Here is a 13,398-nt window from a genome sequence, read left to right as displayed (position 1 = left end):
CACCCCGGCAGACCCACGCCCACCACCGTCCTGCGGACCACACCCCCGACACGCCGTTCGACGACCCCGGCCACTCGGCGTGCCCCGTCTCGAATCCGCACGACGGCGGATCGAATCGGGCGGATGCCGCGAGCGCGGCCGCCCGAGGATGTCAGCCGCGCGGCTCGAGGTAGCCCCGCACGAACTCGGCGAAAAGGGCCGACATGTCGACCGATTCGTCGAGGAGCCACTGCTGCTGCAGACCGTCCATGACCGCGCTCAACAAGCGTGCGGCGCGCTCGGGATCGACGTCGGCGCGCACCTCGCCCGCTGCCTGGCCCGCGCGCAGCAGGTCGGCCGCGGTGTCGGCGCTGCGGCGGTAGCGCTCGGCGAACGCCGCGTGCGAGGGGTGCCCCGGGTCGCTCGCCTCGGCGACGACCAGCGTGTACAGCGACGTCAGGCCGCGGGTCGTGGCGTTGTGGGCGACGACCTTGCGCATCTGCTCGACGAGCGTGTGCTCGCGGGGGTCTCCCGCCGCCGCCCGCACGCGTTCGTCGCGCTGGCGCAGCACCTCGGCGAACAGTTCCTCCTTCGACGAGAAGTGGTGCATCACGCCGGCCGGGGTCAACCCGACCCGCGTCGCGACCTCGCGCAGCGACCCCGCCGTCACCCCCGACCGCCCGAAGACGACGACCGCCTCGTCGACGATCCGCTGCCGGGTCTGCTGTCCCTTGGAGTAGCTCCCGCGGCGGGCGCGCGGTGCGGTGGCGTCGGTCATCGGCATCCTCTCCCCCGGGCGCGGCGATGCCCGGCACCCCACGGGAACCGGGCATCGAGCGATCGAGACGTCAGTGGCGCGAAGTGCCCCACGACGAGCCGAAGACCTGCTGTTCGATGGCGGGCCGGAGGTTCTGCTCCATCCTGTCATCGACCATGTAGTCCTTCAGGCTGTCGCCCGTGAGGGCGTTTCCGATCGCGGCCATGATCATCGACTGGTCCAGCGACAGATAGCGTTCGGCGATCGTTCCGGAGCCGACCGCGACGGCGTCGTAGAAGCCACCGGGGCCGTAGGCGCCCATCTTCTCGAGGCCGCGCAGGTTCTTCAGCACGCCCTGGCGGTCGTAGGGCAGCGCCAGGAACGACGCGTGCGGGGTGACGACGCCATCGCCGAAGGTCGGGTCGGGGTTGGTGCCCTCGCTGCAGCCGGGGCGATCGACGTCGACGTCGGTCTTCTCGGCATCCGAGGTGTATCCGTCGGAGCGCATGCCCGCGATGTCGACGCCGTACTCGGCGTATCCGCCGAACGGGTTGCTCGCGGGCGAGAAGCCCCACGAGCCGTAGCCGGCCTCATCGAGACCGTGACGCTTCTGGATCTCGACCGTGATCGGGTGGTTCACGGCCCACGACGTGGGTCCCCACTCGGTCTCGGGGATGAGCAGGTCGGGCATGAGGGCCTCGAACATGCTGCCGCCCCAGCTCGGCACGAACGACATGCCGTCGTACGCGTAGACGCCCTCGTAGACGTCGACGCCGTCGTAGCGGCGCGTCTCACCGGTGGGCAGTTGCTCCTGCCAGGCCCAGTCGCAGCCCGCGGGCATCGTGCGGTGCGTGCCGTAGAGACCGGATGCCGGGATCGAGCCCTCGGAGATGCCGAGGTAGGTCGCGATGCGGCTCTCGCTGACGGTGGTGTCGTAGTGGTGGCAGGTGTAGAACGCCTGCTCGCCGCTGCCGTTGTACATGGGGGCCTCGACGGCGCAGCCGTCTCCGGGAGGAGCCTCCCAGAAGCCGCCGCGGTTGGTGCCCGCGGGGAGGTTCGCGGCTCCGGCGGAGTCGAAGAAGGCCGAGAAGTCCATCGAGTGGTACAGCGCGTCGGCGCGGTCGGCGAGAGTGGGCTCGGCCTCGCGCACGATGCGCAGTGCCGCAGCCAGCCATCCGTTGTCGACGGTACTGAGGAACGGGTGGATGACCTCGCCCGAGGTCGGGAAGATCTCGAGCTTCGCGCCGGTGTCGGGCGCGTACCAGTTGTAGTACATGCCGCTGCCGGCGTTGCGGTCCATCTTCTCGAGCGTCGACACGGTGGCGGTCAGTCGCTCGCGCGCCTCATCGGCGTCGATGATCCCGAGGTCGCGCGCGGTGACGGTCGACCACAAGTAGCCGCCGATGTTGGTCGGCGAGGTGTATCCGGATGCCGTGGCGGCCTCGAGCGCTCCGCCGATGTTGTCGTCGGGCAGGCCGGTGTTCGCGTGGGCCATCGCCGCCATCGACTCCCAGGTGTCCGCGGCGTAGCGCTGGAGGTCGCGGGCTCCGGGACCGGCGTGCGGCGGAGGACCGGCGTGCGGGGGCGGTCCTGCGTGCGGGGGCGGACCGGGCTGTCCGGGTGGGGCGGCGAAGGCGGGGGATGCCGCGGCGAGACCGCCCACGACGAGTCCGACGATCGCGGTGGATGCCGCGAGGGTGTGCTTCATGACTGGCTCTCCTCATCGAAAGCGCTCCGGGGGGACGGAGCTCACGTGGGAGATACCTTACACGTGTCAGGTTTTCGATCAACCCCCGCCCGCCGTCCCGCGGATGCGGGAGTCGACGCGCCGGGTTAGCGGCATCCGGAATCGGCGTGTCACACCCGGCATCCGCACGACGGCGACGGTCGGCATCCGCACGGCGGCGCCGGCGCCCTCACCCGCGCGGGGCGTGCGCCTCGAGGAACTCGTACATCTCCGTCGTGTCCACGCCCGGGAACGCCCCGGTCGGCAGGGTCGCCAGCAGAGTGCGGGGCGTGCGCACGTTGGGCCAGGCCTGACCGCGCCAGGCGTTCTCCAACGAGGCCGGAGCACGGCGGCAGCACGTCTCGACGGCGTGCCGCGAGACCCCGCGGTTGGGGGTGTCCCGCCCGCGGAACCACTTCGTGTCGTCGAAGCGCACGCCCACGCTCACCGAGTGCGCGCCCTCGCTGGACTGCTCCACGCGGGCGGTGCACCAGTAGGTTCCGTTGCCGGTGTCGGTGTACTGGTAGTACGGGTTGAAGCGGTCGTCCTCGTCGAAGACCACGCGGCTCGTCCAGCGCCGGCAGCACATCTGCCCCTCGATCGACCCGAGGCGGTCGGTGGGGAAGTTCACGTCGTCGTTCTCGTACGCCTTCGTGATGGTGCCCGACTCGTGCACCTTCAAGAAGTGCACCGGGATGCCGAGGTGCACGGTCGCGAGATTGGTGAAGCGGTGCGCCGCCGTCTCGTACGACACCGAGTAGGCGTCGCGCAGGTCTTCGATGCTGATCGTGCGCCGGTCCTTCGCCTCACGCAGAGCCGGAACGACGTGCGCCTCGGGCATGAGCAGGGCCCCGGTGAGGTAGTTCGTCTCGACGCGCTGGCGCAGGAACTCGTCGTAGCTCGTCGGCTCGCCGTGGCCGAGTATGCGGCTCGACAGCGCCTGCAGAACCGCCGCGCGGGGGTCGCCCTTCGCGACCTTCGTCGACAGGTACAGCCGGCCGTTCTTCACGTCGGCGATGCTCCGCGTCGACGAGGGCAGGTCGGGCACGTAGTGCAGCGTGAAGCCGAGGTGCGCGGCGATGTCGCTCGCCCCGCGCTGGGTGAGGGGACCGCCGGGGTGCTCGATCGCGGTCAAGATCCCGGATGCCGTGCGCTCGAGGTCGGGGAAATGGTTGTCCTGCGTGCGCATGAGCCGGCGCAGCGCGACGTTGGCCCGCCGCGCCTCTTCGGGGGTCGCTGAGCGCTCCTCGCGGAGGCGCTCGATCTCGCCCTGCAGCGCGAGCATGGCCGACAGCACCTCGTCGGGCACCGACCGGCCGACGCGGAACGGCTCGATGCCGAGCGCCTGGAACGTCTGCCCGCGCATCGCGCGCTCGACCGAGATCTCGAGCGCCGCGCGCGCGTCGAGGGGCTCGGCGTCGAGGATCTGCTCGAGCTTGCACTCCAGCGCGCGCGCGATCGCCTGCAGCAGGGTGAGCTTCGGCTCGCGCCGACCGTTCTCGATCATCGACATCTGGCTGGGCGCACGACCGACCGCCGCGGCGAGCTCGTCGAGCGTGAGGCCGCGCGCGGTGCGCAGCTGGCGGATGCGACGGCCGATGGTGAGGGTGTCCACCTCGTCATCGTCGAACGGGAGGGATGCCGAAGAGGAGGAGACGCCGGTGTCCATACGTCATGTTCTCACCGGAACAGAAGATCGCGCGATCTTCACACGGCGAATCCTCTCGGAGGGTGGTGTTCTTCGCCGACAGTGGTCTCCACGGGGCACCGCAGCCCCGGCATCCGAAGGAGAACGCTCATGACGATCCAGGCCACCCCCGCCCAGCAGCCCCTGCGCCCCGGCGACCAGACCGAGACCGCCGACGAGATCCGCGCCGCGTGGGAGAACGACCCCCGCTGGGACGGCATCGAGCGCACGTACTCGGCCGACGACGTCGTGCGCCTCCGCGGCAGCGTCCGTGAGGAGTCGACCCTCGCCCGTCGCGGGGCCGAGAACCTCTGGAACCTCATCCACACCGAGGAGTACGTCCGCGCCCTCGGCGCCTACACCGGCGGGCAGGCCGTGCAGCAGGTGCGCGCGGGACTGAAGGCCATCTACCTCTCGGGCTGGCAGGTCGCCGCCGACGGCAACCTCGCGGGACAGACCTACCCCGACCAGAGCCTCTACCCCGCCAACAGCGTGCCCGCGGTCGTGCGCCGCATCAACAACGCGCTGCTGCGACAAGACCAGATCGAGCGCGCCGAGGGCGAGATCACCCAGGACTGGCTCGCCCCGATCGTCGCCGACGCCGAGGCCGGGTTCGGCGGTCCGCTCAACGCCTACGAACTGGCCCAGTCGCTGATCTCGGCCGGAGCCGCCGGCATCCACTGGGAAGACCAGCTCGCGAGCGAGAAGAAGTGCGGCCACCTCGGCGGCAAGGTGCTGGTGCCGATCCAGCAGCACATCCGCACGCTCAACGCCGCGCGCCTGGCCGCCGACGTCGCGGGAGTGCCGACCGTCATCATCGCCCGCACCGACGCCCTGGCCGCCGACCTGCTGACCAGCGACGTCGACCCGCGCGACGCGGAATTCCTCACCGGCGAGCGCACGAGCGAAGGCTTCTACCGCGTGCGCCCGGGCCTCGACTCGGTCATCGCCCGCGGCCTCGCCTTCGCGCCCTACGCGGACCTCATCTGGGTCGAGACGGGCGAGCCCGACATCGAGCTCGCGCGCCGCTTCGCCGAGGCGATCCACGCCCGCTACCCGGGCAAGAAGCTCGCCTACAACTGCTCGCCGAGCTTCAACTGGAAGCGCCACCTCGACGACGAGCAGATCGCCACGTTCCAGGCCGACCTGGCCGCTCTCGGCTACGCCTTCCAGTTCATCACGCTGGCCGGCTTCCACGCCGTGAACCACTCGATGTTCGACCTCGCCCGCGGTTACGCCGAGCGCGCCATGAGCGCGTACGTCGAGCTGCAGGAGGCCGAGTTCGCCGCCGAAGCGAACGGCTACACCGCCACGCGCCACCAGCGCGAAGCGGGCACCGGCTACTTCGACGTCGTCTCGACCGCGCTCAACCCCGACAGCGCCACGCTCGCCCTGGCCGGCTCCACCGAGACCGCGCAGTTCCACTGAGCCCTCGCCCGCTCCCACCCACCCCTCGTCCCACTTTTCGCAGACCATGTCCCACTTTTGGCTGCCTGGGCCACCCCCAGGCCGCCATTTTCGGGACATGGTGCGAGAAGCGGACGCTCCACAGAAAGTCACGATCATGACCCTCATCGACACCTCTCCCCCGCCCACGACCGAAGAATCCCGGATGCCGAGCACCCCGGCATCCGCCCCGCACCTGCGCCTCGCGCGGCCCCTGCACGGGCGCGACGGCGAGATCCTCACCCCTGCGGCCCTCGCCTTCGTCACCGAGCTGCACGATCGCTTCGCCCGGCGCCGGCACGACCGCCTCGCCGCTCGCCTGCGCCGCCGGTTCGAGATCGGCACGGGCGATGACCCGCACTTCCGCGCCGACACCGCGCACATCCGCGACGACCCGTCGTGGCGCGTGGCGGGCGCCGGCCCGGGGCTCGAAGACCGCCGCGTCGAGATCACCGGCCCCACCGACCCGAAGATGACCATCAACGCGCTCAACTCCGGCGCGCGGGTGTGGCTCGCCGACCAGGAGGACGCCACGAGCCCCACCTGGCGCAACGTCATCGGCGGGCAGCTGTCACTGTTCGACGCGATCCGCGGGCAGCTGTCGTTCACCAGCCCCGAGGGAAAGCGCTACGAGGTCACCGCCGAGCGCACGCCCACGATCGTGATGCGCCCGCGCGGCTGGCACCTGCCCGAGAAGCACGTGAGCTTCATCGATCGCGCGGGGCGGGAGCTCCCGGCATCCGGATCTCTCGTCGACTACGGGCTGTACGTCTTCCACAACGCGCACGCGCTGATCGCGGCGGGCCGGGGACCGTACTTCTACCTGCCCAAGATCGAGTCGGCCGAGGAGGCACGGCTCTGGGACGACGTGTTCTCGTTCACCGAGGAGCGCCTGGGCCTGGCCCACGGCACGATCCGCGCCACCGTGCTGATCGAGACGCTGCCCGCGGCGTTCGAGATGGAGGAGATCCTCTTCGCCCTGCGCGACCACTGCGCGGGCCTGAACGCCGGACGGTGGGACTACATCTTCTCGATCATCAAGACCTACCGCGGGCGCGGTGCTCGCTTCGTGCTCCCCGACCGCAGCGAGGTCACGATGACCGTGCCGTTCATGCGGGCCTACACCGAACTGCTCGTGCAGACGTGCCACAAGCGCGGCGCCTACGCGATCGGCGGCATGAGCGCCTTCATCCCCAACCGGCGGCGCCCCGAGGTGACCGAGGCGGCGTTCGAGAAGGTGGCCGCCGACAAGCGGCGCGAGGCCGGCGACGGCTTCGACGGCACGTGGGTGGCCCACCCCGACCTCATCCCGGTGGCGCGCGCCGAGTTCGACGCGGTGCTCGGCGACGAGCCGAACCAGCTCGGGCGCACCCGCGACGAGGTGGCGGTCGACCCCGCCGATCTGCTCGATGTGCGCATCGGCCTGCCGGTGACCACGGCGGGGGTGCGGGGCAACGTCTCGGTGGCGATCCGCTACCTCGAGGCGTGGCTGCGGGGCCTGGGCGCCGTCGCGATCGACGACCTGATGGAAGACGCCGCGACCGCCGAGATCTCGCGCTCGCAGATCTGGCAGTGGATCCACCAGGACCACTCCACGGCCGAGGGCGTCGCCATCACCCGCGGCTTCGTCGAGGAGCTGATGACCGAGGTGCTCGCCGACGCTCCCCGGTTCGAGGGCGACCGCTTCGACGACGCCGCCGCGGTGTTCCGCGAGGTGGCGCTGCGTGAGGAGTTCCCCGCGTTCCTCACCCTGCCGGCGTACGCGAGGTACCTGGACTGATCACCGCATGCCGGAGGGGCGAGGGCCACGGGCCCCGCCTCTCCGGCATGCGTCAGCGCGCGGCGGATCGGAAGCGTCGGGGTTTGCCCTCGCCGAGGTCGGCGAGACGCTCGACGCGCTCGAGCTGTACGGGCTGATCGAGCAGCGCCCGCAGCGCCGCCGCGATCGCCGCCCCGTCGCCTCCCGCGATCGTCACCTCGAGGCCGCCGTCCGCTCTCTGCTCCACCGTCCAGCCGTGCGCGCCGTGGCTCTGCAGCTGCTGCGTGAGGTCGACCGACGGCACGCGCGCCCCCGCGGCGCTGACGAAGTCGGTGTGCTCGCGCCCCTCGAGGTCGGCGATGCCGACGCCTCCGCCGGGGAGGTCGACGAGCCGACCGAAGTCGCCGGTGCGATACCGCACGAGAGGCAGCAGGGGGTTCTCGCCCGCGGTCACCGTGATCTCGCCCATCGCGCCGTCGGACACCGGCTCGCCCGCGGCGTCGAGCACCTCGACGTGGACGCGCCGGTCGAGCACGCGGAACGGCCCATCGTCGGTGCGCACCGCGATCGGCCGGGTCTCGTGCAGGCCGTACACATCGAACACGGGGCACGAGAAGGCGGCCTCGAGCGCGGCGCGCAGCGGCGCCGACAGGGCCATCGCGCCCGAGAACAGGGCGAGCGGGCGCACGACGGCCCGCAGCTCGGGGGTCAGCAGTTCGGACAGACTCGTGGGGTTGCCCGAGATCACCTGCGGATCAGCGTCACGCACGAACGTCGAGCGATCGGATGCCGCCCGCCAGGCGCCCCGATCGAGGTTGACCCGCGCCATGGCGCGCTGGGCGAAGCCGCTGACGATCGACACGTACGTGAAGGCTTGGCGCTGCTGCAGCACCCACATGAGCGCAAGCCGCTCGGCATCCGGCTCCCAGTCGACTCCCGCCTCGCGGACGAGGCGAACGAGCAGGTAGAACCCGCGCGCCACCTCCTCGACGTCGTCGGGGATGACCAGCGCCGCCCCCGTCGACCCCGAGCTCGTGCCGTGCAGCATCCGGTCGAGGTCGGCGTCGAGGGGGACGAACGCCGAGATGTCGGCGACGAGATCGGCGCGCCCGATCAGAGGGAAATCGTCGAGGGTCCGAAGTCCCGCCATCCGACGGTAGAACGGCAGCGCGCGGGCGACGGCGAGGTGCTCGTCGAGCCACCCGTCGAGCGGCAGCGGCGTGCGCGCGCGGTCGACGGCCTCGGCCGAGAGGCGATCCCCCGTGGCGTGCACCCACGCGGGGGCTGCCGAGTGCGTGCGCCAGCGCTGCAGCCGCGCGGCGCCGTCGGCGTCGAGGGTCGGCCACCGCTCGGCATCCGTCAGCACCGCCGCAGACCCCGGCCGGTACTCGCCGAGCGCGAGCGGGTCGTCGTCACTCACTCGAGTACCTCGCGGCGGCCTCCCGAGCCCGTGCCTCCGCGAGTCGGCGGGCGATCTCCTCACGATGGCGGTAGGCGGCGTAGGCCTCGGCGAGCGCGGCGTTCCGGCGCAGCGAGTCGCGCGCGTCGAGGAGGGCGTGTGCGGTCTCGCGGTCTTCGCCGGCCGGCAGGAAACCGGCCCACAGCAGGAAGGTGCGCGCCGCCTCTTCCCGCCGCTCGGCGTCGGCGAGCCAGTCGCGCGGATCGACCACGGGCGCGAGGCGCAGGGCGAGGGCGTCGATCGCGCGCGTCACGTCGCCGCCCGCCAGCGACGGGGCGAACGGCTGCACGAGGTCTTCGCTCGCCACCACCCACAGACCGATCGCCGCGCCCGTGCGCACCCGCTCGGCGTCGGCGTGATCGACGGATGCCAGGGGGCGGCCCAGCACGTCACCGGCGAGCGCACGCAGCGAGACGTCGTCATCGAGGAACGGACGCGGCACGCTCGACAGGCGCGCCGCGATCTCGTCGACCCCGGGGCCGGGCCGGGCGCTCGCCCACGCCGTGTCTTCGGGCGGTGCGATCGACGACCACACGCTCAGCAGATCGTCCGCCTCAGCCACCGAGCACCTCCGCCAGTCGGGCGCACACCGCGGGCGCGTCATCCATCCGTTCGATGTACATCACGTCGTATCCCGCCCGCAGCGCCGGCTCCGCGACCCGGTGCTGTCGATCGAGCACGACGAGGGTCGCCGTGCTGAGCGTTTTGCGCACCCGGGGCGCGACATCGGCCCGAGCGGGGTCACCGTCGCCGAAGAGCGAGGTCAGCCCGTCGTCGGAGAGGACGACGAGGTGACGGCGGTGCGCGGCATCCGGAGTCCCTCGTCCGGCGTACCTCTTGTCGAGCAGGTCGAGGGGGAACGTCGTGCCGCCGGCGAAGAAGTGGGCGAGGTCGGCGATCGTGCGCGCGGGGTCGCGGGAGTACTCCTCGTGGCCGGCGACCTGGCCGGGCCCCGAAAAGCTGGTCACGCGGACCCGTCCCCCTCCGCGCAGCACCGACAGCGCGAGGATCGTGCCCGCGAGCACGGCGGGCGAGCCCGTCTGCGGCTGCGGCATCGAGCCCGAGCTGTCGATGTAGAGGTCGAGATCGATGCTCGACGACACCGGCGGCGGGTCATCGGCCAGGTACGACCGCCGCAGGGTCGTCACCCCCGGGACGACCACCCCGCCCGCCTGCAGCGTCGCAGGCCAGTCGAGGTCGGCGAGGTCGTCGCCGGTCTCCCAGCTCTCGAACGGTCCCGGAAGATCGGCCGAGACCGCGCGCGGCAACCGTTGGGTGAACGGACGCACCCACCGCGTCGCCTCGGCGCGGTACCAGGCCGCGATCACGGCGGCCGGGTCGGCGTCGGCGTACAGCTCGAGGGTCTGCGCGATCCCGAGGGCCTGACCGGTGGACGACCCCTTCGCCGCCGACGCGGCCGCGGCCCCCGCGGAGGAGGGGACGGCGCCGCTCAATCGCCGGTCCGACAGCACCCGGCCGAGCTCCGAGGGGGTCGGTGCGGCGGTGTCGGCCGCACACGTGCCGCCGGGGAGCGAGCCCGCGCCGTCGGTGCGCGGGTCGATGAGGTAGGGCGCCACCACGACGCCGAAGCGCAGGGCCCCGGCCACGGCATCGCCCGCGAAGGTGCGCACGAGCGAGGCGAGCACGTCGGCGTCGAGCGCAGGACGCGTGACCGTCGCCTCGGCCAGTTCGTCGGACACGCGCTCGGCGGCCTTCCGCGCCTGCCGCAGCGCCTTCTCGGCGGCGCGATGCTCCGCGGCGATGCGCGTCCACGGCAGTTCCTGCTTCTGCTTCGGCGGGCGTCGGTCGGGCTCCGGCGGCTCGGGGTCGCAGAGGGTTCCGCCCGGCAGGTTCCACAGCAGCTCGTAGGTGCGCAGGTAGACCCACCACAGCGGGCTCGGCGACGAGCGCGACGCGCGGTACAGCTCCCGCGACAACCGCACGATGCCGGGCTCGCCCGCGCCGTCGCGCCGTCGCTGCAGAATCGCGACGCGTGCGTTGACGAGCAGGTCGGTCCACAGGTTCGACATCAGCGCGAGATCCGCGTCGCGCAGGGCGGGAGCACCCGCGGCCTGCAGGGCACGGGCCATCTGATGCCGGATCTTCAGGGCGTCCAGGCGCGTGCTGGGGGCGAGCACGTGGTGCCCGAGCTCGTGCGCGAACACGCTCTCCATCTCGTCCGCTCCCCCGAGCCGCGCGACCATGACCGGGTCGACCGTGACCACCGGCGGAAAGGTGAACCACGCGGGAGCGCCCTGCTCCTCCCCCGCGCCGGGAGCCATGCGCGCGTCGTGCAGCCGCACGCCCCACAGCCGCTGCGCCGCCTCCCACGCCGCCAGGTCACTGCCGACCGGCGCGGTCGTCGTGCTCATGCGGGCTCCGCGACGTGGATCCACGCCAGGTACGAGTCGGCGAAGGTGAGGACGGATGCCGCGCCCGCGGCGCCCGGCTCGGGCTCGTCGTCGAGCGGGCTCAGGCGAGACCCCCACGCGTCGGCGTCGATGCGCCACCACCGCTCCCCGGTTCGCACGGCGAACGCGCCGTCCACGTCGAGCGGTCGACCGTCGGCCGGCGGCGCCGTCCACGCCCCGCCGAGGCCGCGGAACCCCCCGACCGCACAGACGTAGCCGTTGGCCTCGCGGCGGCCCGGCCACCAGTACCGGTCGGTGCGCTGCCGGTCGACGAAGGCGCCCAGGTCGGCGGCATCCATCCCCAGGGCGGCCGCCGCAGCCGCCCCGGCACCCGTCGACCGCACCGAATCGACGCTGCGCAGGGCGTCGTCGCGCAGGCCGAGCGCCCCGGCCCGCCAGCCCGCGATGCCCGCGAGGGCGATGGGATCGATGCTCTCGGCGGCGGCGCGTCCCGCGGCGAACGACACCGCGAACCGCTCGGCCGAGCCGCCCGCCGCCGCGACGTTGCGCCCCGCCAGCGCCAGGTCGAGCCCCTCGACCGGCACCGGAGTGCCCACCGGCGGAGTGCGATCGGCGAGGTGGCCGGGGCGTCGGATCACGAACGCCCCTCGAGCCAGCGCAGGTAGGCCGTGTAGCGCTGGTGCAGGTACTTGAGCGCCATGAGGTCGTCGAAGTCGCGCCCGTAGAGCTTGCCGGTGCCCGCGACCGTGCGCAGGCGCGCCTCGATCTCGGTGAGGCGACGACCGGCTTCCACCGCCCCGACGCCGTCGAGGCCCGCCTCGAGCTGCGCGAGCAGATCACCGACGGGATCGTCGGCGCCGCGACCGAGGGCGTCGAACTGCCGGCACGACTCGGCGAACAGGTCGGCGAGCCAGCTCATCACGTCGGTGCTGAGCTCGCGCTCGGCGCCCACGTCGAAGCGCGGATGCGTGGGGTTGGGCAGCAGCTTGCCGCGCAGCACGAACGGCAGCATCGCGCCCACGTCGGCGACGGACACCGCGTCACGGCCCCGGAACCAGGCGACCGCCTTGGCGTAGACGATGAGGGTCTGCAGCGCCCGGACAGACAGGCCGTTGAGGGTCTGGGCGCCCGGGTCGGTCATGAGGTCGGCACCGGAGTTCGCCTCGATCACCTCGGCGACCCGGCCGCCCGCCGTGGTCACCGTGTCTTTCGTGCGGTACTCGAAGCGGCGCCCGCCGCCCTGCACGAACTCGAAGTGGCCGAGGAAGAACTCCAGTCGCCGCCGCACCTCGGCCGGCACCGGCACGGCACGGATCGCCGCGCGCATCGCCGACTGCTCGTCGGGGCCGAACACGAGCTCGGCGGGCACGTGCTCCTCGGGCTTCTCGCCCGCTTCGACCCGGGCGACGAGCTCGTCGAGGAAGCGGCTGTTGAAGCCCGCCGCGGGAACGGTGACGTCCATGCGGTCGCGCAGCGCCTGGATGACGGGGAAGGTGCCCCCGCCCGCGTCGTCGTTGGCGGTGAAGAACCAGCTCTCCACGCCCGAGGCCGGGGCCGTGCGACGCATCTGATCGTGGCTCTCGACGTAGCCCTCGGCCACCATCGTCAGCAGGGCCGACTGGGTCTTGGTGGGGATGCGGTTGTACTCGTCGACGATCTTGACCGGACGCGACAACCACTCGCGCCACGCGATGCCGATCTCGGCCAGGCTCGACGCGTTCATGAGGTCGCGCGGCAGCGGGATGCCGACGAGGTCGCTGATCGACAGCTGCGGCTGCCCCTGCTGCACGCCGCGCCGCACCTCCTCGGGCGTCGAGCCCGCGAGCACTCCCATGAGCACCGCGACCGTCGTCTTGCCGCGGCCCGGCCCACCGATCAGCAGGCACTTGCCGCCGACCGCGAAGCTCAGCAGCGGCAGCAGCACGTTCGAGGAGTACGACGGCTCGTTCGGCAGCGTGAGCTCGGCGCCGGCGTCGCCCAGCTCGAACGTGAGCGGGCGCCCCGAGGAGAACTCCACGTCGTAGTAGGGCGAGATGACCGCGCGGTTGACGATCCAGTAGTACGTCTGCCGCAGCTTCTCGTCGAGCGGCGGCGCGGCCGGGGCGGGCGCCTCGCGGAAGAGGTCGGCCGCGGTGAGCGGGGCGACCCCGTCCGCGGCGTTCGACGTCGTGGGTGACTCGGAGAGCTTGTGCCAGCGGTCGACCATCGCGCCA

Annotated in this window: 10 protein-coding genes; 2 read left to right on the top strand and 8 right to left on the bottom strand. The window is 72.3% G+C overall.

The features are described from left to right. Positions 1-151: 151 nt before the first annotated feature. From ABXS86_RS14485 to ABXS86_RS14475, 3 genes are all read right to left on the bottom strand, one after another. Positions 152-757, bottom strand: a complete 606-nt coding sequence (locus tag ABXS86_RS14485) for a TetR/AcrR family transcriptional regulator (RefSeq protein ID WP_307213365.1) — start codon at positions 755-757, stop codon at positions 152-154. 70 nt (positions 758-827) lie between these two features. Further along, positions 828-2,444 carry a glucoamylase family protein gene (locus ABXS86_RS14480; protein WP_307213367.1) on the bottom strand — a complete coding sequence of 539 codons (1,617 nt, stop codon included), beginning with the start codon at positions 2,442-2,444 and terminating at the stop codon, positions 828-830. Between the two features lie 208 nt (positions 2,445-2,652). Further along, positions 2,653-4,131 (bottom strand): helix-turn-helix domain-containing protein, encoded by a 1,479-nt coding sequence (locus ABXS86_RS14475; RefSeq protein WP_353664932.1) that lies wholly within the window; start codon positions 4,129-4,131, stop codon positions 2,653-2,655. Positions 4,132-4,260: 129 nt separating this feature from the next. On the opposite strand from ABXS86_RS14475, the gene aceA reads away from it, so the two are divergent. Both aceA and aceB read left to right on the top strand, forming a co-directional pair. Next, positions 4,261-5,577 (top strand): isocitrate lyase, encoded by a 1,317-nt coding sequence (gene aceA / locus ABXS86_RS14470; protein WP_353664931.1) that lies wholly within the window; start codon positions 4,261-4,263, stop codon positions 5,575-5,577. A gap of 184 nt (positions 5,578-5,761) precedes the next feature. Next, the gene (gene aceB / locus ABXS86_RS14465) at positions 5,762-7,375 is read left to right on the top strand and encodes a malate synthase A (protein WP_409988250.1); all 1,614 of its coding nucleotides are present in this window, start codon (positions 5,762-5,764) and stop codon (positions 7,373-7,375) included. A gap of 52 nt (positions 7,376-7,427) precedes the next feature. Here the strand turns inward: aceB and ABXS86_RS14460 are convergent, their stop codons facing one another. The 5 genes from ABXS86_RS14460 to ABXS86_RS14440 are packed head-to-tail and all read right to left on the bottom strand — an operon-like array spanning position 7,428 to position 13,391. Next, on the bottom strand, positions 7,428-8,774 hold the full coding sequence (locus tag ABXS86_RS14460) for an AMP-binding protein (protein ID WP_353664929.1): 1,347 nt from the start codon (positions 8,772-8,774) through the stop codon (positions 7,428-7,430). Continuing rightward, complete coding sequence (locus tag ABXS86_RS14455; protein ID WP_353664928.1) at positions 8,767-9,375, bottom strand: phosphohydrolase; 609 nt, start codon at positions 9,373-9,375, stop codon at positions 8,767-8,769. The genes ABXS86_RS14460 and ABXS86_RS14455 overlap by 8 nt, the downstream gene beginning before the upstream one ends. Then, positions 9,368-11,185 carry a VWA domain-containing protein gene (locus ABXS86_RS14450; protein ID WP_353664927.1) on the bottom strand — a complete coding sequence of 606 codons (1,818 nt, stop codon included), beginning with the start codon at positions 11,183-11,185 and terminating at the stop codon, positions 9,368-9,370. Before ABXS86_RS14450 ends, ABXS86_RS14455 begins: the two co-directional genes overlap by 8 nt. Beyond that, entirely contained in the window at positions 11,182-11,823 is a 642-nt protein-coding gene (locus ABXS86_RS14445) for a potassium transporter Kef (RefSeq protein WP_353664926.1), read from the bottom strand. Before ABXS86_RS14445 ends, ABXS86_RS14450 begins: the two co-directional genes overlap by 4 nt. Then, complete coding sequence (locus ABXS86_RS14440; protein WP_353664925.1) at positions 11,820-13,391, bottom strand: AAA family ATPase; 1,572 nt, start codon at positions 13,389-13,391, stop codon at positions 11,820-11,822. The genes ABXS86_RS14445 and ABXS86_RS14440 overlap by 4 nt, the downstream gene beginning before the upstream one ends. Between the last annotated feature and the right edge of the window lie 7 nt (positions 13,392-13,398).

This window comes from Microbacterium sp. che218 (genome assembly GCF_040436305.1).
Classification (GTDB): Bacteria; Actinomycetota; Actinomycetes; order Actinomycetales; family Microbacteriaceae; genus Microbacterium; species Microbacterium algihabitans.
Note: the sequence above shows the minus strand (reverse complement) of the source record. Positions and strands in the feature narration are given on the sequence as shown.